At 62.5% G+C, this 20,508-nt stretch carries 16 protein-coding genes; 10 read left to right on the top strand and 6 right to left on the bottom strand.

What is annotated here, in order from left to right; genetic code table 11:
- Positions 1-53 precede the first annotated feature (53 nt).
- Positions 54-2,384: a tetratricopeptide repeat protein gene (locus RX330_RS15380; protein ID WP_317243906.1), complete on the bottom strand. Its 2,331-nt coding sequence runs from the start codon at positions 2,382-2,384 to the stop codon at positions 54-56.
- 448 nt (positions 2,385-2,832) lie between these two features.
- On the opposite strand from RX330_RS15380, the gene RX330_RS15375 reads away from it, so the two are divergent.
- The 4 genes from RX330_RS15375 (at position 2,833) to RX330_RS15360 (ending at position 6,692) form a co-directional block, all read left to right on the top strand.
- The gene (locus tag RX330_RS15375) at positions 2,833-3,084 is read left to right on the top strand and encodes a hypothetical protein (protein ID WP_212092306.1); all 252 of its coding nucleotides are present in this window, start codon (positions 2,833-2,835) and stop codon (positions 3,082-3,084) included.
- 114 nt (positions 3,085-3,198) lie between these two features.
- A complete protein-coding gene (locus tag RX330_RS15370; protein WP_317243536.1) occupies positions 3,199-5,001 on the top strand; it encodes an arylsulfatase in 1,803 nt (600 codons plus the stop codon).
- Positions 4,980-5,564: a hypothetical protein gene (locus RX330_RS15365; RefSeq protein WP_317243535.1), complete on the top strand. Its 585-nt coding sequence runs from the start codon at positions 4,980-4,982 to the stop codon at positions 5,562-5,564. The genes RX330_RS15370 and RX330_RS15365 overlap by 22 nt, the downstream gene beginning before the upstream one ends.
- Positions 5,565-5,633: 69 nt before the next feature.
- Complete coding sequence (locus RX330_RS15360; RefSeq protein WP_317243534.1) at positions 5,634-6,692, top strand: transporter; 1,059 nt, start codon at positions 5,634-5,636, stop codon at positions 6,690-6,692.
- 107 nt (positions 6,693-6,799) lie between these two features.
- Here RX330_RS15360 and RX330_RS15355 read toward each other — a convergent pair whose 3' ends face one another.
- Positions 6,800-8,014, bottom strand: a complete 1,215-nt coding sequence (locus tag RX330_RS15355) for a hypothetical protein (RefSeq protein WP_317243533.1) — start codon at positions 8,012-8,014, stop codon at positions 6,800-6,802.
- 2 nt (positions 8,015-8,016) lie between these two features.
- The gene (locus RX330_RS15350) at positions 8,017-9,384 is read right to left on the bottom strand and encodes an APC family permease (RefSeq protein ID WP_212092310.1); all 1,368 of its coding nucleotides are present in this window, start codon (positions 9,382-9,384) and stop codon (positions 8,017-8,019) included.
- Between the two features lie 317 nt (positions 9,385-9,701).
- On the opposite strand from RX330_RS15350, the gene RX330_RS15345 reads away from it, so the two are divergent.
- Positions 9,702-11,018 (top strand): alpha/beta hydrolase, encoded by a 1,317-nt coding sequence (locus RX330_RS15345; protein WP_317243532.1) that lies wholly within the window; start codon positions 9,702-9,704, stop codon positions 11,016-11,018.
- 60 nt (positions 11,019-11,078) lie between these two features.
- On the opposite strand, the gene RX330_RS15340 is transcribed toward RX330_RS15345, so the two are convergent.
- Together RX330_RS15340 and RX330_RS15335 are read right to left on the bottom strand one after the other, a co-directional pair.
- Complete coding sequence (locus RX330_RS15340; RefSeq protein WP_212092312.1) at positions 11,079-11,456, bottom strand: hypothetical protein; 378 nt, start codon at positions 11,454-11,456, stop codon at positions 11,079-11,081.
- A gap of 90 nt (positions 11,457-11,546) precedes the next feature.
- Entirely contained in the window at positions 11,547-12,716 is a 1,170-nt protein-coding gene (locus RX330_RS15335) for an MFS transporter (protein ID WP_317243531.1), read from the bottom strand.
- A 186-nt stretch (positions 12,717-12,902) separates the two neighbouring features.
- On the opposite strand from RX330_RS15335, the gene thrS reads away from it, so the two are divergent.
- Both thrS and RX330_RS15325 read left to right on the top strand, forming a co-directional pair.
- Positions 12,903-14,945: a threonine--tRNA ligase gene (thrS, locus tag RX330_RS15330; RefSeq protein WP_317243530.1), complete on the top strand. Its 2,043-nt coding sequence runs from the start codon at positions 12,903-12,905 to the stop codon at positions 14,943-14,945.
- Between the two features lie 93 nt (positions 14,946-15,038).
- Complete coding sequence (locus tag RX330_RS15325) at positions 15,039-15,602, top strand: nitroreductase (RefSeq protein ID WP_212092315.1); 564 nt, start codon at positions 15,039-15,041, stop codon at positions 15,600-15,602.
- A 31-nt stretch (positions 15,603-15,633) separates the two neighbouring features.
- On the opposite strand, the gene RX330_RS15320 is transcribed toward RX330_RS15325, so the two are convergent.
- A complete protein-coding gene (locus RX330_RS15320) occupies positions 15,634-16,497 on the bottom strand; it encodes a LysR family transcriptional regulator (protein WP_249153806.1) in 864 nt (287 codons plus the stop codon).
- A gap of 216 nt (positions 16,498-16,713) precedes the next feature.
- Between RX330_RS15320 and RX330_RS15315 the strand changes: the two genes are divergently transcribed.
- The 3 genes from RX330_RS15315 to RX330_RS15305 all read left to right on the top strand — a co-directional run bounded on the left by RX330_RS15315 (position 16,714) and on the right by RX330_RS15305 (position 20,408).
- On the top strand, positions 16,714-17,127 hold the full coding sequence (locus tag RX330_RS15315; protein WP_317243529.1) for a TadE/TadG family type IV pilus assembly protein: 414 nt from the start codon (positions 16,714-16,716) through the stop codon (positions 17,125-17,127).
- Position 17,128: 1 nt separating this feature from the next.
- Positions 17,129-18,799: a pilus assembly protein TadG-related protein gene (locus RX330_RS15310; RefSeq protein ID WP_317243528.1), complete on the top strand. Its 1,671-nt coding sequence runs from the start codon at positions 17,129-17,131 to the stop codon at positions 18,797-18,799.
- A 136-nt stretch (positions 18,800-18,935) separates the two neighbouring features.
- Positions 18,936-20,408, top strand: coding sequence for a methyl-accepting chemotaxis protein (locus RX330_RS15305; RefSeq protein WP_317243527.1), 1,473 nt, complete (start codon positions 18,936-18,938; stop codon positions 20,406-20,408).
- Positions 20,409-20,508: the final 100 nt, after the last annotated feature.

The following is a 20,508-nucleotide window of genomic DNA, read 5'->3' as shown; positions in this document are numbered from 1 at the left end:
CGCGAGCCACCGGTTGCCTACCAAGCCCCAGCAGCCACTACTCCTGGTTTTGCTCACTGCGCGCGGGGCCGGACGGCTCGGCGAAGTTCTTGAATCAGTGTCGTAAGACCCTGGTCAGCTGGCCGGAAAGTCGCGAGCTGTTCCGCGTACTTCAGCGCCGACGCCATATCTCCGGCCATTCGGTTGAACGAGACGAGGGCCTGAAGAATATCGAGGTCGTTCGGATGACGGCGTAAGGCTTCCTTCAGGACGTTCAAGGCCTCCTCGCGTCGGTCGCCGGAATGCAGCGCGACGGCGTAGACGTAGGCGTAACGCGGCCCGTCCGGCTCCAGCTCCGTCGCCCGACGGAGCTCGTTGAGCGCGTCCTCGGACCGTTTCAGCCTCGTCAGCGTCAAGCCGAGCGCATGGTGCAGCGCCGCGTCGCGCGGTGAACTCGCAAGCGCGGCGCGAAGGACGGATTCGCCGTTGCCGTCCCGCCCGCGTTGCCGATCGAGATCGGCGAGATTGATCGCCGCCGTCGCGTATTGCGGGCTCAGCCTGAGGGCCGCTCTGTATTCGGCCTCGGCTTCCTGCATCTCTCCGCGCCGCGCAAGGAAGTCTCCGAGCGCGGTGCGGGCCTCCGGTCTCTCGGCATTGGCGCGCTGGGCGGCGACGAACTCCGCTGCCGCCTGATCGAAGCGTGCACGATCCGGCTGAGGCTGGCTTGCGGAAGGAACGCCCGCGAGCAGGGAGACCGCCCTGATGCGGACACCGCGGACGGGATCAGACAACAGCGGGGACACGAGGGACCAGACCCGATCAACGGGCACGTTGCCCAGCATGTCGAGCGCGCCTATCCGCACCATCGGATCGGGATCGGCCAGCGCGACACGGACCGTCGCGATGTTCGCCGACGTCACGCGCGATGCAAGTTCGTCGAGTGCGCTGGCGCGGGCCACGGCGGGCGCTTTGCGATCCGCCGCAAGGACGGCAAGCAGCGCGGTGGCATCGGTCTGGTCGGTGCGGGCGGCATGGAATGCCGTTCCGTAATTCTGGAAGCCCTTCCGGAGCGGACCGAACCATCGCTCGACGGCTGCCGCCGACCATTGCGGTGACTTGTCGCGGTGACAGTCGTTGCAGGCGTTCGGCGCTCCGAGGGTGACGGACAGATCGGGACGCGGGACCCTGAAGGTGTGATCGTGCCTGGTATCGATCACCATGTAGGTCCTGACCGGCATGTGACATGAGATACAGGTCGGCGACGGCTCGACGTCGGCGTGCTGGCGATGCGTCACGCCGGCATATTTGTCGGACGCATGGCACTGCAGACAGACTCCCTCGCCCGGCAAACGAAGCTTCGCGCTATGCGGCTCGTGGCAGTCGCTGCAGGTGACACCGGCCGCAAACATCTTGCCTTGCTTGAAGGGTGTATAGTTATAGGGCTCCTCGACATCGCGGATCTGCCCGTCGGCATGATAGGTATTGCGCGCGAGCGGCTCGACGACATGGGTTTGCGACAGCCATTGGCCGGGAACCCAATTCTCGTCGAAGGCACCCCGCCGTGCGTGACAGAGGCCACAGGTCTCCACTTCCTTGCGGAGCATTGCCGGTTCGGCGGAACGCCTTGCGTTTCCGGTCTGCGGATCGATCGGCCAGATGCGGTGCCGCTCGTCGAAACGCACCAGCAAGCCCTTGGCGGCGTCCTGTTGCTTGCCAAACGGCCACCAGCTCTGCTGCTCTCGCGCCCAGGCGGCATGGCGCGAGCCCTGACCGTGACAGGCCTCGCAGCCGACGCTGATCTCCGCCCAGGTCGTCGAAAAGCGATCCCTTGCGGCGTCGTAGTTCTTGCGCAAGCCGGTGGAGTGGCACTCCGCGCACATGAAATTCCAGTTCTGGTTCAGCTTGGTCCAGTGCAGGATATCGTCATGCTTGATGGCCTCATTGGGCGAAAGGTGAAACCAGCGCTGGCCGCCCTTGTCTTGCGGCCGACCGTCCCATGCGATCGGCAGTGCCTGGACGCGCCCATCCGGGAACGCGACGAGATATTGCTGCAGCGGATCGAGGCCGAAAGTGTACTTGACCTCGAACTCGGAAAGGCTGCCGTCGGCGCCGTCGGTCTCGACCAGGAATTTTCCGGCCCTGCGGAAGAAACGTGAACGTACGCCGTAATATTCGAAACTCGCATCATTGAAGTTGCCGAGCACGGTCTTGTCGTTGGCGTGCTGCATCGCCGCCTTGTGCTGCGAGGCGGCCCACGATTGTGCTTCGGCCTGGTGGCAGCCTGCGCAGGCGTCGCTCCCGACATAGGCCGCCGTAGACGGTGATTGGGCATCCCAAGCCGGGCCGCCGCCAAGTAGATGAACGGCGAGGCCTATGACGAGGACAGCCGCCGCCACTGCCAGCATCGAAAACAATATATAGAGCTTCGAGAACTGCGTGGTTCTCGATGTTTCCGAGGCTTGCGCTTGCGACGACACAACATGCGACAGCTTGGCGGCAGGTTCTTGCCGCAAGACAGTCTTGCTGCCGGCTTTGCGACGTTTGCGTGCCAACGACAGCCTTTCAGCCTTCCGCTTCACCGAAATGCGGGTATCTGCATCCGGTCGGCATAGGCTTGTCTATCTTCGGCTGCAGGCTCTGCGAGTCAAGTCTGCAGGATCATTTGGCATCGAGCTGCGCGCAACGGTTCGCCTCATTCCACTGCGCTCCCCAATGAGGAAGGGCCGACACCAACGAATTCCTTCGCGCATCATCATGCCTCGGATCACGATCGTGATCGAAGCACTTGATCCAGCTCAATACGCCGGTCGTTCGATCGGGTAAATTCGGCAATCAACAATAGAGGACACCGGGATGAAGCGCTCAATCGCATTGTCTGCCCTGCTGACAGCTGGACTGGTCGCCGGCTTCGTAGCCGCGAGCACAGACCAGGCCGGTGCGGTCGTCTACTGCCAGTATGTCGATTATCCCGTCGGATGCATCGTCAGGCCCGGCGTCGTGCTACGGCCGCGGCCGGTCGCGCGTGCCGTGGTGACCCCCGGAGTTGGAGCGGTGGGCACCCCCATGAATCGCGGCGGTCCGGTCAATCGCGCCGGGCGGCGCTGAGACCGCATCGAACTGTTGTCGAACTCCGGGATGCGCTGGTCGCACCCCGCCATTTGATCACCCGCCATTTGATCAATTGATTTCTATTTTTCCTCCTTCGCTGAGGTAGCCGACATGAGACGTATGACGACGGCGGTCACCGCGCTGTCCTTGATCGTGCTGCTGCCCATTCCGGCGAATGCCCAGCAGGTTGCCCCACCCGCGGTCGTGCTTCCGACCGATCGCACAGTGCTGCCGATTCCCGAGCCGTCATATCCGCACAGCACCGTCTTCGACGCCCGCAATGCAACGCCGCCGCCACGCTTCGAGGTCAAGGCACCTGTCGGTGCACCCAACGTGCTCATTGTGCTGATCGACGACATGGGCTTCGGCCAGTCCGGCGCCTTCGGCGGTCCGATCCGCATGCCGACGGTGGAGAAGCTGGCGAATGAAGGGCTGCGCTACAACGAATTCCATACCACGGCGCTCTGTTCGCCGACTCGCTCTGCGCTGTTGAGCGGCCGCAACCATCACATGAACAACTTTGGATCGATCGCGGAAACCGCGACGACCTTTCCGGGGCAGACCGGACAGCGCCCCAACAGCGTTGCCACGATCGCGGAGATGCTGAGACTGAACGGCTACAGCACCGCCCATTTCGGCAAGAACCACGAGACGGCGGCATGGGAGGTGAGTCCCTCCGGGCCAACCGATCGCTGGCCGACCCGCCAGGGCTTCGACAAGTTCTACGGCTTCATGGGCGGCGAGACCAACCAATGGGCTCCCCTCATCTATGACGGCATGACGCAGGTCGAGCCGTCGAAGGATCCCAACTACAACTTCATGACGGACATGACCAACAAGGCGATCGACTGGATGCAATACCAGAAGTCGCTGACGCCCGATAAGCCGTTCTTCATGTACTTCGCGCCGGGCGCTACCCATGCGCCGCACCACGTGCCGAAAGAATGGATCGCGAAGTACAAGGGCAAGTTCGATCAGGGCTGGGACAAGCTGCGTGAGGAGACGCTGGCCCGCCAGATCAAGCTCGGTGTGGTGCCGTCGGGGACGAAGCTCGCGCCCAAGCCGGAAGCCATCAAGGATTGGGCCGCGCTGAGCCCTGACGAAAGGAAGCTGTTCGCTCGCCAGATGGAGGTGTTCGCCGGCTTTGGCGAATACGCCGACACCGAGATCGGCCGCCTCGTCGACGCCGTCAAAGCGACGGGTCAACTCGACAACACCCTGGTCTTCTACATCGTCGGCGACAATGGCGCGAGTGCAGAAGGCGGCATGAACGGGCTGTTCAACGAGATGACCTATTTCAACAGCGTGCAGGAGAGCGTTCAGGACATTCTCAAGCACTACGATGAACTGGGCAGCCCGATGACGTATAGTCACTATGCTGCCGGTTGGGCCGTCGCTGGCGACACGCCCTTCACGTGGACCAAGCAGGTAGCTTCGAGCTATGGCGGCACCCGCAACGGCATGGTCGTTCACTGGCCCAAGGGCATTGCGGCGAAGGGTGAAGTACGCTCGCAGTGGCATCACGTCATCGATATCGTGCCGACGATCCTCGAAGCCACGAAGATTCCCGAACCGAAGAGCGTGAATGGAACGCCGCAAGCCCCGATCGAGGGTGTGAGCATGGCTTACAGTTTTGGCAACGCCGGCGCTGCGAGCCGGCATACCACCCAGTACTTCGAGATATTCGGCAACCGCGCAATTTACAGCGACGGCTGGCTGGCCGGCACGATTCACCGTGCAGCGTGGGAAACGACGAACCGCAGGCCGCTTGAGCAGGATATCTGGGAGCTGTACGACACGCGATCGGACTTCAGCCTGACGAACGATCTGGCAGCAAAGAATCCGGACAAGCTGAAAGAGCTTCAGGATCTCTTCCTCAAGGAAGCCGTCAAATGGCGGGCCGCACCTCGTTGACGGTTCATGAGGGCATGCTCGGCATGTCGGAGAACGTCTTCATCAACACGAAGAACCGCTCGCATGTGATCACCGCCGATGTAGAAATTCCCAAGGCCGGAACCAGCGGTGCCATCCTCGCCCAGGCCGGCCGGTTCGGCGGCTGGAGCTTGTATCTGAAGGACGGCAAACCGACCTACACCTACAATTTCCTTGGTCTCCAGCGATTTACGATATCTGCCCCGCAGGGGTTACCTGCCGGCAAGTCTACGATCCGTTTCGAGTTCGCCTACGATGGCGGCGGAATCGGCAAGGGCGCCGTGGGCACGCTTTTCGTCAACGGAAAGAGTGTTGCCACAGGTCGGATCGATCGGACGCAATGCTGCGGCTTCTCCGCTGACGAGGGCGCGGACGTCGGTGCTGACGAGGGTACTCCCGTAACTGAAGCCTACAAGGTGCCGTTCAAATTCTCCGGCAAGATCAGCCAGGTGACGATCGAGCTGAAGGAAATGAAGAAGGCCGACAGCGAAGAAGCTGCAGAAGGTCGCAAGGCGGCCATGTTGAAGAGAGGATTGTCGGATTGAGCAATCGCATGGCGGAAGCTCCGGTTCGCCCCGGCTCGACTTCATCAAGTTGGCTGTGAGGCGGCAATCATGACGCACAATGCTGCACCCGCGCGTCGGCTGAGTGGCGCTCTCGCTGCCGCCGCGCTTGCTTTGCTTTCTCCGCAGGTGGCCCTCGCCGACGAAAACGGCATCTCGTTCTGGCTTCCGGGCCAGTTTGGCAGCCTGGCGGCCGTGCCGATGATGCCAGGGTGGTCGCTCGGCACCGTCTATTATCATACCTCCGTCGGCGGCTCCGGCGGGGTCGCCGCGTCGCGGCAGATCTCGACCGGCAGACTTCCGGCGACGGTCAATGTCAGCCTGAACGCCAGCCTCAACGCACAAGCCGATCTCCTGATCCTGGCGCCGAGCTATACGTTCGGCACGCCGGTGCTGGGCGGACAATTGGCCGTGGGTCTCACCGGCACATTCGCGCGGAGCGCCGTCGGAATCGACGGAACGCTGACCACCAACGTCGGCCCGTTCGGCTCGACTCGAACCGGCAGTCTCTCCGACACGCTAGTGTCCGTCGGCGATCTCTATCCGGTGATGTCGCTGAAGTGGCACAACGGCGTTCACAACTGGATGACGTATGCGACTGGCGACATTCCCGTCGGAGATTATCAATCGACCCGTCTGGCCAACACCGGCCTCGGTCATGGCGCCATCGATGCCGGCGGCGGATACACCTATCTCGATCTCGCGACCGGGCAGGAATTCTCCGGTGTTGCCGGGTTCACCTACAATTTCAAGAACCCTGACACCCAGTACCAGAGCGGAATCGATTTTCATTTCGACTGGGGCGTGTCCAAGTTTCTCTCCAAGCACGCGTTCGTGGGCTTCGTTGGATATGCTTATCAGCAGATCACCGACGATTCCGGTCAGCACCCCATTCTCGGCCCATTCCGCTCGCGCGTCCTGGGCATCGGCCCGCAATTCGGCTACCTGTTTCCCGTCGGAGACATGCAGGGCTATTTGAACGTGAAAGCTTATGGAGAGTTCGACGCGGCAAATCGGCCGTCCGGCTGGAACACCTGGCTGACGTTCTCCATCTCGCCCGCGCCGCCAGCGAGCACGGTGACGTCGACCAAGCATCACGTGCGGAAGTAATCCGCGGAGGCAGGCGCGAACCAATATTGTTGGGAACTTAGGTCGTATCTCATCGGCGCAGCGGAAGCCCTTGAGCTGTCCGCCCGGTCGATTCTTGAGTTCACGGCCTAGCGAAACCAGAAGGTGCGCCCGGACTGCGGCGGGATCGATTCTGGCGGCCGCAACCGCTTCGGACGTGGCGGCTTTGGCGCCGGCTCGGCAGCCGGGCTGGCCTCCGCGGCCGGCGCGGTCTCGCTGCCCGGCACCTTCACCGACAGCAGCAAATTCGATTCGTGCATCCGCCAGCGATAGCCGACACCGAAATCGATCGGCTGGGCGCGCGTGAACAGCCGGGCATAGCGTTCCTGGTAGCGGCCGGGGAATTCGTCGATTGGCCCGAGATAACGGCCGAACGGGAAGAACTGCCACTGCCGCGCGCTGTAATTCGCAAGCGGAATGCCGGAATCGTCCTGGATGATGGTGGCACTGTTGGCGAGCAGCCAATCGCGCACGACGGTGAAATTGCCGGAGTGCAACAAATAGGACGCGCTCTTGAGCAGGCTGTTGCCGGGCCCGAGCGTCTCGCAGAATTTCAGGAAACCGGTCGCGCGCGCCCCGGAGTTGGAAAGATCGGTCGAGAAGTAATACAGCGTGCGCGCTTCCCCATCGCTGCCGGCGAAGGTGATGCGGACGCCGCGCGTCGCGCTCCGTCCCGGATTGTCGTCGCCGACATGAACCCCGCCCTTGTCGTCGAGCGCGACCATCTCGACATTGCGGATCGTCTTGCCGGAACGCGCGAGGAAGACATAGAGGATGGGCAAGGTGCCGTTGACCTGATTGGCGCGCAGGTCGACTTTCATCTGTTTGGTGATGAAGAAGGAGAAGCTCAGGATCGAGCCGAGCGAACGCTCGACATTGTAGAGCGCAGCGCCGACCGAGCCGCGCGGCAGCCGCGTCAGATCGGGCACGGCGCCGACCGGCTCCAGCGCGCCGAGCACGTAGGTGCTGGCCTTGGAATAGAAGGTGTTGGCGTAGAGGAAATCGGGACCGCTGAACATGTAGAACATGGTCGGCCGGGGCGCGGCGAGATTGACGTCGGCCCAATTGCGGATCTTCGAGAGCTGGCGCTGTTCGAGCTGCGCGAAGGCGCCGTCGAAGAACTTTGCATGGCGCTGCCAGCCTGGTTCCTTGGTGAGCGGCACCAGCGGCGAGTCGGCCGAGGGCTGCATGCCCGCAAGGAAGCGCGCGGTGTCATCGAAGGTCACGTCGGCGGCATTTGCGGACGAGACGGCCGCTGCCAGCAAGGCGAGAGCTGCGGCCGCAATTCTGAGGGGTCGAAGCATGTCTATTCGCGATTGTGTGAATTGCCAGCGGCGACCGGCCGCCTGCGGAAAACAGCATAAATCAACAGGCCCGAGAGCATGACGAGCATCCCCGCGAGCGACTGCACCGGCCGCTCGGTCAACAGGTAGTACATCATGAACCCTGTCACGAGCAGGAAAACGAGCGGCGTGAACGGGTATCCCCAGGTGCGATAGGGCCGCGGCAAATCGGGATCGGTGATGCGCAGCTTGATGACGCCGGCGACCGTGAAAAACGAGCAAAACAAGAGTGCGAACTGGATGAAGTCGAGCACGGCCTCGAAGCTGCGCGTGAACAGCAGCAGATTGGCGACGACGAGCTGAAACAGGATGGCATAGGCCGGCGCGCCGCTGGCCGATCGCTTCGAGAAGACGCGCAAGGCGGGAATGTCCTCCCCCATGGTCATCATCACGCGCGGGCCGATCCACATCATCGCAGAGATCGAGGAGATCAGGCCGACGCAGATCATCGCGCCGACGATGCGGCCGCCGAAGTCGCCGAAGATGGCGCTGCCGGCGACGCTGGCGACGTCGAGCTGGCCGGCGAGTTCGCCGACCGGCGTGGAGTAGAGAAACACCGCGTTCAGCGCGACATACAGGACGAGCACGATCAGCGTGCCCGCGAGCATCGCGCGCGGCAGATTCCGCTGCGGCATGTTCATCTCACCGATGATGTAGGTCGCGGCATTCCAGCCCGAGAACGAGTACATCACGAAGACCAACCCGATCGCGAAGGGTGCGCTGACGATGTGGGCGATGTCGCCCGGCTGCGGGGTGAAGGCGATCGGTTGCGGCACGCCGATGACGAAACCGGCGACCAGGAAGGCGACGATCAGCGCGACCTTGATGATCGTCGAGATCAGCTGGAAGGTCGAGGAGTGCCTGACGCCGGTCAGCTGCACAAGCGAGACCAGCCACACCACAGCGATGGCGAGCGGGATCGGCGGCAGATCGGGCTGGACCGATTTGGCATATTCGCCGAACGCCATCGCCGCGAGCGCGACCGGCGCCGCAAACCCCACCGTGGCCGACACCCAGCCGGCGAGAAAGCCGAAGGCCGGATGATAGGCACGGCCGAGGAAATTGTACTCGCCGCTCGAGCGCGGAAACATCGCCCCGAGTTCGCTGTAGGCGAACACCCCGCACAACGCGACGATGCCACCGACGGTCCAGAGCAGCAGGATCGAGAAGCCGGACGGGATATCCTTGACCTGGAAGCCGAGGCTGGTGAAGACGCCGACCCCGATCATGTCGGCCACGACGATGGCGGTTGCGACAAGGGCCGAGACCCCGGTCCCGTTTCCGGTCAGCCGGCGAGTCCAGGGTGTGGTGCCCGCATCTGATGCCGTCATCGGGGTCCTTCACCTCAGGCGTCATGCCTTGCGGGCATCGTGCAGTTTGGCCCAGTCAATTCAAGCAGGGTTAACAAGGGTTAAATGAGGCGGCCGAAACAGGTATTTGGGCACCGCATTTCCCGCTCCCGCTCGAAAAAGCTGCGTTTGCCCAGGGAAGTCCCGTCCCTCTCCCCCACAATCAGGACACGATTGCGTGGTCCCTTTGAGCGTTCCGGATGTGGGGAAGTTTCTCCGGACGCTTAACGTCGCCTAAACGCCAGTCGGCTCAATTGTCGAAAGATTGCCGATGGACGTGACTTTGGGGTCATGGGTGGATGGTCGGGGCCGTTCCGAAAATGAGAGCTGACAGCCGTGCCGGCCGGACGCCGTCCGGTCGGCGCGGTCGTGCGCTCAAGATCGGCCTGATCTCAGCCTTGGTGCCGATGTCGCTGTCACTGGGTCAATGCGGCAAGGCGCCGAACCCGGCGGCGCTCGCGGCGAATTCGCAGGCCAATGTCCAAGGAGGCAGTCAGGTCGTCGCGAAAACCCATCCCCAAGTGGCAAGCGGCGACACGTTCGAGGATCGCTTCCCTGCTCCGCAGTTCAAGGAACGCTTCCCCTCGGCGAGCGAAAGTCTCCTGCAACGGCAGATGTCGGACTTCTCGCCCAAGCGCGCCGTGCAGCCGCAGGCGCCCGAGCAGGCCCCCTACAAGGTCGCTTCGCTGGAGCCGCAGGTCCCCTACAAGCGTCCGCCACGCGACGATTTGACGACGCTCGTCAGCATGAAATCGTCGGCCTTTCCCTATTTCGGCAACAACCCCGCCTCCGACGCGCCCTTCCTCAACATCTCCAAGGGCGATCGCCGTGGCCATCGCAGCTATTCCGGTCGCGTGTTCTGGCAGGACGAGACCTACAATGACAGCCGCGTGCTGATGCACGTGCCCGAGCATTTCGACGTGCGCAAGCCCGGGGTGATCGTGGTGTTCTTCCACGGCAATGGCGCAACGCTCGAGCGCGACGTGCGTGATCGTCAGCTCGTGCCCAAGCAGATCACCGATTCCGGCGCCAATGCCGTGCTGCTTGCACCGCAGATGGCGGTCGATGCCGCCGATTCCAGCGCCGGCAAGTTCTGGCAACCGGGCGGCTTCAAGCGCTTCATGGCGGAAGCGGCCGACCACCTCGCTCGCGTCACCGGCGATCCCACCAGCGCGCGCGCCTTCGCCAACATGCCGATCGTGATCGTCGGCTACAGCGGCGGCTTCCTGCCGACGGCCTGGAGCCTGGAAGTCGGCGGCATCAGCGACCGCGTCCGCGGCGTCGTGCTGCTCGATGCCGTCTACGGCGAAATGGACAAGTTCGCATCCTGGATCGAGAGCCACCGCTCCGGCTTCTTCGTCAGCGCCTACACCCGCCACACCGCGCGGCGGGACCGCGAGCTGATGAGCATGCTGCGGCAAAAGGGCATCAGCGTCGCCGAGGACATGGACGGACCATTGCGGCCCGGCAGCGTGGTGTTCGTCGAGACCGGCGACGGCATCACCCATCGCGACTATGTCACCCGCGCCTGGACGCGGGATCCGCTCAAGGACGTGCTGGTGAAGATGGCGGCGACGCCAGCGTTGGCGCTGACGCGCGTCGCCTCGAGCCGCTAGGCCTGCAAGCTGCTCAGCGCGATCGGGGCGGCTGTGGCCGTGCCTGCTTCAGGTCTTGCTTCAGGTCTTGGGCAGCTTCGGAATGGCCTCGGCGAAGCCGTTGTAGCAGGTCAGCCGCTCGTCCTCTTCCTTGAAGAACCGGCAATCGGCGTAGCCCTTGGCCTTCGCCGGCTTCGGCTTCGGGGCCGGCGGCATCACGGCGTCGTAACAATTGAGACGATCCTTGGTGCCGTCGTCGATCTCGAGGCAGGCCTGGAGCCGCACGGCGATCGACTGCGGCTTGCCCTTCGGCGCTGCAGCAGGCTTTGCCGCCGCCTCCTTGGTTCCCTTGGGCTTGACCTGCACCAGCGGCTTGTCCCCCACCATCGGTGGCTTGTCGGCTTGCGCGAACGCGGAGGCTGAATAGAGCACCGCGGCAACCGCCAGAATCATCCTCATTTCAGTCAACTCTCTTTGGTCCCCATGACCGCGTTCTAACGCTCCCGCGCGCGGTTTGCCAAGCACCTTGCACATACGAAACCGCGAGATTCAGGCCGCTGCGGCAGCGGACCGGGGCCGGGTCAGGATCAGCAGGATCAGCGCCACCGCGACGAAACCGACCGCGACGAAGCCGAGCGTATGCAGGAGCTCGCGGGCGAACAACAGTCCGCCGATGGCAGAGCCGACCGCCTGGCCGATGTAGAGGACGGAGGTGTTGAGCGCGACGGTCGCCGATGCAAGCGGCGGCGCGGCAGCGACCAGCCGCACCTGCTGCATCGAATTGGTCGACGCAAAGCCGAGGCCCCAGATCGCGACCCCGCACGTCATGAAAGCAAGCGTGCCCGCGCCGAGCGCCCAGCCCGTGATCCCGGTCAATAACAGGCAGGCGAACAGCAGCGAGGTGCGATAAGGGCCCCAAGTGTCGACGATGCGGGTGGCGATGACGACGCCGAGGAAACCGCAGACGCCGTAGAGCGCGAACACCGTGCCAATCGCATCGGGGCCGGCGCCGGTGAGCTTGTTGAGCAGCGGGCCCATGAAGGTGAACACCACGAACTGCCCCGACATTTGCAGCATGGTGATCGCAAGCAGCAGCAGAATCGTCCTGTTGCCGCCGACCTCGCGCCAGGTCTTCAAATCCACCGGCGCGCCCTTCAGGCCCGCCGGAAGCCGCAGCAGCAACAGCACGAAGCTGATGCAGCCGAGCACTCCGATTTCGCCATAGGCCGCGCGCCAGCCATAGCGGCTGGCGATGAAGGTGATCAGCGGAAGGCCAACGGCAGCAGCGAGCGACCAGCCGAGAAAGATATAGGCGATGGTGCTGCCCCGCCGCTCGGCCGGCACGATCAAGGCCCCCGTGCCGGCGGCCTGCGGCGTATAGAGTGCGCCGACCGCGAGCATCACGAGACGAATGACGAGGAGGCTGGTGTAGTCGGGCGCAAAGGCCGAGGCGAGATTGCCCAAGGCAAGCACCACCAGCGTCGTCGTGAGCAACGTCCGACGTTCGATGCGACTGGTCAGCCAGGCCGTCAGCGGCGAGCCGATGCAGAGCGTCACCGCGCCGAAGGTGATCAGCAGCCCGGCTGCATGAATGCTGACGTCGAGCCCGCCCGCCAACTCCGGCAGCATGCCCGCTGGGGCCAGCACGGAGCAGCCGGTGACGAGATTGCCAAGCATCAGGGCGGTTGGCGCGAAACGCCGGGCGCGCGCATTTTCCATGCAGGTGCATGTAGCGCGGGCCCGGCACCCGTTAAAGGCCGCCGCTCGAAATAGTTGATGCACCGTCCCGGCTTTGCGCGCCGATTTCTTGGAATTGCCGGATTGCGCAGGCCGAATCGCCTGATATATCGCTCGTTCCCGCTTACCTGCGCTCGTTCGCAGGAGTGAGCCTCAGGAGAAAAAGCAATGACCGACCAGCCCAAATCCGAGTCCGGCTTCCAGTACAGCCTCTCCAATCTGAAGCCCGTGACCCCCGCCGCCAAAGTCACCCTCACCTTCCCCGACGGCGCACAGCGCCAGTTCGACCACGGCATCACCGGCCTCGACATCGCCAAGGGCATCTCGCCGTCGCTGGCCAAGCGTACGGTTGCGATGGCGCTCGACGGTGTGCTCACCGATCTCAATGACCCGATCGAGGCCGACGCCAAGCTCGAGCTCGTCAACCGCGACGACCCGCGCGCCCTCGAATTGATCCGCCACGACTGCGCGCACGTGCTGGCCGAAGCCGTGCAGACGCTGTGGCCGGGCACGCAGGTCACCATCGGTCCGGTGATCGAGAACGGCTTCTACTACGACTTCTTCCGCAACGAGCCGTTCACCCCGGAAGACTTTGCCGCGATCGAGAAGAAGATGCGCGAGCTCATCGCGCGCGACAAACCTTTCACCAAGGAGGTCTGGGACCGCGAGAAGACCAAGCAGGTATTCCGCGACAAGGGCGAGGCGTTCAAGGTCGAGCTGGTCGACGCCATTCCCGGCAACGAGCCGATCAAGATCTACTATCAGGGCGACTGGTTCGACCTCTGCCGCGGCCCGCACATGACCTCGACCGGCAAGGTCGGCAACGCCTTCAAGCTGATGAAGGTGGCCGGCGCCTATTGGCGCGGCGACAGCAACAATCCGATGCTGACCCGCATCTACGGCACGGCCTTCGCCAAGCAGGAGGACCTCGACGCCTACCTCAGGCAGATCGAGGAAGCCGAAAAGCGCGACCATCGCAAGCTCGGGCGCGAGCTCGACCTCTTCCACTTCCAGGAGGAAGGTCCGGGCGTCGTGTTCTGGCACCCGAAGGGCTGGACCATCTTCCAGCAGCTCATCGCCTATATGCGCCGGCGCCTGACCGGCGATTACAGCGAGGTCAACGCGCCGCAAATCCTCGACAAGGTGCTGTGGGAGACCTCGGGCCATTGGGGCTGGTATCGCGAGAACATGTTCGCCGCGCAGTCGGCCGGCGACGAGGCCGAGGACAAGCGCTGGTTCGCGCTCAAGCCCATGAACTGCCCGGGTCACGTGCAGATCTTCAAGCACGGCCTGAAGAGCTACCGCGACCTGCCCTTGCGCCTCGCCGAGTTCGGCGTGGTGCATCGCTACGAGCCTTCCGGCGCCATGCACGGCTTGATGCGCGTGCGCGGCTTCACCCAGGACGACGCGCACATCTTCTGCACCGAGGACCAGCTCGCCGCGGAATGCCTGAAGATCAACGACCTGATTCTGTCGACCTATGCGGACTTCGGCTTCACCGGCGACCTCACCGTGAAGCTGTCGACCCGGCCGGAGAAGCGCGTCGGCACGGACGCGATGTGGGATCACGCCGAACGGGTGATGGCGACCGTGCTGAGCACGATCCAGGCGCAGAACAATCACATCAAGACCGAGATCAATCCGGGCGAAGGCGCCTTCTACGGACCGAAGTTCGAATACGTGCTGCGCGACGCCATCGGCCGCGACTGGCAGTGCGGCACCACGCAGGTCGACTTCAACCTGCCGGAACGGTTCGGCGCGTTCTATATCGACCATGACGGCGGCAAGAAACCGCCTGTCATGGTGCACCGCGCGATCTGCGGCTCGATGGAGCGCTATATCGGCATCCTGATCGAGCACTATGCCGGCAACTTCCCGCTCTGGCTGTCGCCGGTGCAGGCGGTGGTCACCACCATCACCTCGGAAGGCGACGAGTACGCCAAGGTGGTGATGGAACAGGCGCGGCGCGCGGGGCTGCGGGTCGAGATCGACCTGCGCAACGAAAAGATCAACTACAAGGTCCGCGAGCATTCGCTGGCCAAGATCCCCGCATTGCTCGTGGTCGGCAAGAAAGAGGCCGAGACGCATTCGGTCTCGGTCCGCCGCCTCGGCAGCGACGGCCAGACGGTGATGACGACCGCCGAAGCCATCGCCGCGCTGGTCGACGAGGCGACGCCGCCGGACGTCCGGCGGATGCGGGAAGCGGGCTGATCCCTGAAATCGATCTAAATTCGCTTCCGGTTGCGGGCGTGCATGCTTATCTCGGCATGGCACGCCCGACGACGAGCTGAAGAGGATATTGCAGTGCCCGACGCCATCGAACTCCTGAAGACCCGCCGCTCGGTCAAGCCGCGCGAGATGACCGGCCCTGGCCCTTCGCCGGCCGAGCTCGAGACGATCCTCACCATTGGCGCGCGCGTGCCCGATCACGGCAAGCTCGCGCCCTGGCGCTTCATCATCTTCGAGGGCGATGCCCGCCAGCGCGCCGGCGAGGTGATCGCGAAGGTCTTTGCGCGGAAGAATCCAGGCGCGCCCGCGGCCGACGTCGAGGTCGAGCGCAAGCGCCTCACCGACGCGCCGCTGGTGATCGGCATCGTCAGCTTCACCAAACCGCATCCGAAAGTGCCGGCGTTCGAGCAGGAATTGTCGGCGGGCGCCAGCGCCATGAACATCGTCACGGCCGCGACCGCGCTCGGCTACGGCGCTTGCTGGCTGACCGGCTGGTTCTCCTTCGATCGCGACGTGCTCGACGGACTCGGCCTCAAGCCGGACGAAAAGCTCGCCGGCTTCGTCCATATCGGCACGCCGACCAAGCCCAGCGAAGACCGTCCGCGACCCGATCTGTCCACTATCGTGACCAAATTCTAGGGCCGGAAAGTCTGCTTCCAAGGCCGACGATTTATTTCGGCTCGAAGAACAACGACGTCAGCTGCTTCGTGAGTTCAGCCATGAGCGCGTTGCCGGGATTCGTTCGAACGCACATGATCCGGCGTATGGGAGGCAGTTCAGGAAGATAATAATCCTTGGCGACGACCACCGTGCCCGGCACCTTGCTGGCAGGGACGGCGGTGAACCCCATGCCAGCTTCCACCGCTCGTAGCTTCACTTCGAAATCGGGGCTGCTGAAAACAATCCGATAAGAAATTTCGTGACGTTCGAGCGTTCGCACCATCCAGTCGTCTCCGGGCCAAGTCAGGATCGGAATGGGAGATCCCGGACTTACCACAAACTGCTTCGCCCTGACCCAGACGAGCGGCTCGTCATCTGCCGCCACTATCATTTGGCGAAGATCGCCATCCATGCGTTGATGATCAAACAAGCAGGCAATATCGAGATACCCCTCGATCAAGGCTTTGGCGAGGGTGCCTGACTGGTCGACCTGGATGAAGATGCCAGAAAGGCTACCAACTGACTGTGGTGCCTTGAAAAAATCGGTCGCGAAGAGCGAATTGAGGCCCAGCTTGACCGGCTGCGAGCGCTCAGTATTGCCCGACAGTCTCATTAACTGGTCATTCGCCTCAATCATCCGCCTGGCTTGTTGCAGCGCAAGCCTGCCGAGGTCGCTGAGAGTCGTACCGGTTGAACTCCGCTCAAACAGCGGTCCTCCCACGAGATTCTGAAGCCTTTTCATCTGTGAACTGATCGCCGGCTGGCTCAAGCCCAACAGTTCACCGGCCTTCGAAAGGCTCCCGGTTTCGGAGATCACAATCGCGGTACGCACGATTTCTGTTGGGATATTTACGTGCCTCTTGCGGTGATTCATTTAATCAAAATCCCCTTTAAGATATTTAACCAATGGTTGCTTCTCTTACGGCATACCCCCCCTGAAACGTTGATGTGCCACAACACTTTTATGGGCCCATAGATTCTTGGAGGCCCAAAGCTTGCAATGGTATCCGCAAATTTACGGAACAAAGCATACAATAACCCGTAACGAGCATGCTCCCATCCTCAGCCACAACAAAGGGTTGAGGTTGACATGCTTAGATTCGTGCTCTGCCTACGTGGCGCTTCCGCCGTCGAATTCGCTCTGATCACTCCTCTCTTTCTGTTGATGCTGTTCGGGATCGTCATCTTCGGTGGCTATCTGACGATGGTCCACGGAGTCCAGCAGCTCGCCGCGGAAGCCGCGCGGTCTTCGGTCGCTGGAATCTCCGACAGCGAACGCAACACGATTGCGACCGGTTACGTCTCTGCACACGCTTCGACCTACCCTCTGCTGGATCCCGGTAAGCTTGCCGTCAGCGCGGCTCCATCGAGCAGCGCCGCGAACGTGTACGTGGTGACCGTCACATATGATGCGTCCGGCAGCATCGTTTTCGCCCTTCCACTCGTACGGGCTCCCACATCAACGATCATTCGGTCCGCCGCCATTCCCTACGGAGGGTTCTAGGATGAAATTGGCTCGGCACCTCCTGTTTCGGTTCGCCTCTGACGATCGCGGCAACGTTGCAATCATCGGAGCGAGTATGATGACGCTGGTCATCGGCTGTGCGGCCCTGGGCGTCGATGTCGGCTCGATCTTTGCCGACAGGCGCAAAGCTCAGAGCGCAGCGGATCTTGCCGCGATCGTCGCCGCTGGCAATCTGAACAATGCGACGAATGCCGCCTCGGCAACTGTCGTACGCAACAACTATCCAGCGAAAGCGCTGGTCAGCGTCGAGCTTGGAACCTACGCGCCGAACGCTGCCGTAGTGCCGGACAAACGCTTCGTCACGCCGGCAACTGGCGCTCCGACGGCCGCGCGCGTCACTCTCGAAACAAAGACCCCGCTTCATTTTGCCCGTTACATCACCGGTTCGAGCGAATACACGATCAGGACGTCAGCAACGGCATCGAGCACGGCACTCGCTTCATTTGCGATCGGCTCACGCCTGCTTGCGGTGAACGGCGGGCTGATCAATGCCGTGCTTGGATCGATGCTGGGCACAAACCTTTCACTTACGGCAATGGATTATCAGGCACTTGCGAACGCGCGGATCGATGCGTTCGATTTCCTTTCTGCGCTCGCCACCCGCGCCAGCGTGACTGGCCCCACTTACGACAATGTCTTGACCGGAAACATCAAGATGGCCGATCTCATTACGGCAATGTTGGCGACGCAACAGAGTACGAATGGCAACAACGCGGCCACGATCACTTTGTCGAATATAGCGCAAGCAGTCTCGGGACAGTCAACCCGGATTGCCCCGGGATCGCTTCTGAATCTTGGGCCTTACGGCAGCCTCGCCGTTGGCCAGAAGCCCAAGATCGGAGTCAGCCTCTCGCTCTTGAACCTGCTGTCCGGCGCTGCCGCAGTTGCGAATGGGACCAATCAGATCGCAACCAGCGTGAACCTCAACCTGCCGGGCATCACGCAAGTTTCCGTGGTCGCCACGATCGGTGAACGTCCGGTGGGCTCGGGCTGGTTCGCCGTCGGCGCGCAGGGAGCGAGCGTCCACACGGCTCAAACGCGCGTCCTGATTACGATCCAGCTCGCCGGCAGCGGAGGAATTCCCGCTGTCAACCTGCCGATCTATGTCGAAGTCGCGGCAGGTACGGCCACGCTGTCCGCCATCTCCTGCGGACGACCCGACATCAGCAGCACGACTGTATCGCTCGGCGTCACCCCGGGCGTCGTCGATGCATGGGTCGGCAATGTCACGATAGCCGACATGACCAATTTCAGGACCAAGCCAAATCCTCCGCCCGCTACGCTGCTCAGCGTAGCCGGCGTAAGCGTCACTGGGCGCGCTCATGCTGAAATAAGCAACTCCACCGCAAAGCAGGTTGATTTCACCTACTCTGACATTCAGGCCCAGACGATCAAGACAGTCACGACGACGAACTTCACCTCTTCGCTGATGTCGAGCCTGCTCAGGGACATGAGTCTGACGGTCACGTCGGGTCCTCTCGCGCTTCCTCTACCGGGCGTCGGCTCGACAGTCGCCAACATTCTCTCCGGCGCTACCAGTTCGATTGATCAGATACTCGCAGGCACGCTCGCTGCGCTCGGCGTCGGTATTGGGCAAGCGGACGTATGGGTTTCCGGCGTCAGATGCGACGGCGCCGTGCTCGTCAATTGACCTAGTGCCGCAATCCAATTCAGCCACCGCACGATCATTGTAGCAAGTTGCGTTGAGTCATTCCGCAATTCGGAATTGGCCAGTCATGGCCCGATGTCATCTTAACTTGAACGTTCTCAACTGGGGGTCTTAAAACATGCTTTCCCGCTTCAAATCTGACAGCTCGTTCGGTCTGCTCGACCGGATGCCGATCAGCGTGATGATCTGCGAAATGACAGATTTCAAGATCATTTACCTGAATGAATCGACGAGGAACAATCTCAAGAAAATCGAACACGTGCTGCCCGTCAAAGTCGACGCCCTGATCGGCCAATCGATCGACATCTTCCACAAGAATCCCGATCACCAGCGACGACTTCTGTCCGATCCCAAAAATCTCCCGCACCGGGCCCGCATCACCATTGGCGGCGAGACGCTCGATCTCACCGTGACCGCCATGATCGATGCGCGCGGCCGCTACACTGGCCCGATGCTCACTTGGGAGCTTGCGACCGAGAAGGCCAAGCTCGAAGCCGAGACCGAACGGCAGTTGCAGATGCTCGACAACATGCCGCTCAATATCATGATGTGCGACACCAATTTCAATATCACTTACGTCAACAAAACCAGTGTCAAGACTCTCACGCCTCTGCGGCACCTGCTTCCGGCCGCCCCGGACGAGCTCGTCGGCAAGTCATTTGACATCTTCCACAAGAACCCACAGCACCAACGTCGCATCGTCGGCGACCCGACCCGCCTGCCCCACGCCGCCAAGATCAAGCTGGGACCCGAGACTCTCGACTTGCGCGTTTCGCCCCTGTACGACCGGAAGGGCAACTACACGGGAGCGATGCTCAACTGGTCCGTCGTCACAACCAATGTGCGGCTCGCGGATGATTTTGAACGAGACGTGAAGAGCCTGGTGGGCACACTGGCTTCCGCCTCGTCCGAGATGCAGGCGACGGCGCAGTCGCTGTCCTCCACCGCCGAGTTTGTCAGCCAGCGATCCGCCGGAGCGGCATCGGCTTCCGAGCAACTCAGCTCCTCCGTGAACGAGATCAGCAGGCAAGTTGCCGAGGCGAGCAAAGTCGCAAGGGTGGCGGTCGAAGAGGCGGAAAAGTCCGATCAACTCGTCTCCGGCCTGGTGAAAATGGCACAGAAGATCGGCGACGTAGTGGCCCTCATCAGCCAGATTGCCGGTCAGACCAACCTCCTCGCACTGAACGCAACAATCGAATCCGCGCGGGCCGGCGAGGCTGGCAGAGGCTTCGCCGTCGTTGCATCGGAGGTGAAGGCACTTGCAAGCCAAACGGCCAAGGCGACGGAGGAGATCGGCGCCCAGATCAACGAGATGCAATCCGCGACAGGCAACACGGCCGGAGCGCTGAAGGCGATTTCCCAGACCATCAATCGCATAAGCGAGATCAGCACGGCAATCGCGAGTGCGGTCGAGCAACAAGTCGCGGCCACCAAGGAGGTTTCGACCAATATCAGCAGCACCAACCAGGCCGTCGGCGACACAAGCGACGCAGCGGGGAATGTTCTGACCGCCTCCGGCAGCCTGGCCAAGAATGCATCCGCGTTGGAGGTTCAAGTCGATAAATTCCTCGCGAGCGTTCGCGCTATGTAGCCGGAGCTCCAACTGCACCATTGAGGCCGGAGCGATCTGCTGGTCGAGCGGCCGGAGTACCTTCGGTTGACGAGATGCCCGGCGATGTCAGCCTCGATCC

Source organism: Bradyrhizobium sp. NDS-1 (assembly GCF_032918005.1).
Classification (GTDB): domain Bacteria; phylum Pseudomonadota; class Alphaproteobacteria; order Rhizobiales; family Xanthobacteraceae; genus Bradyrhizobium; species Bradyrhizobium tunisiense.
This window is presented reverse-complemented; position numbering and strand designations above follow the sequence as displayed.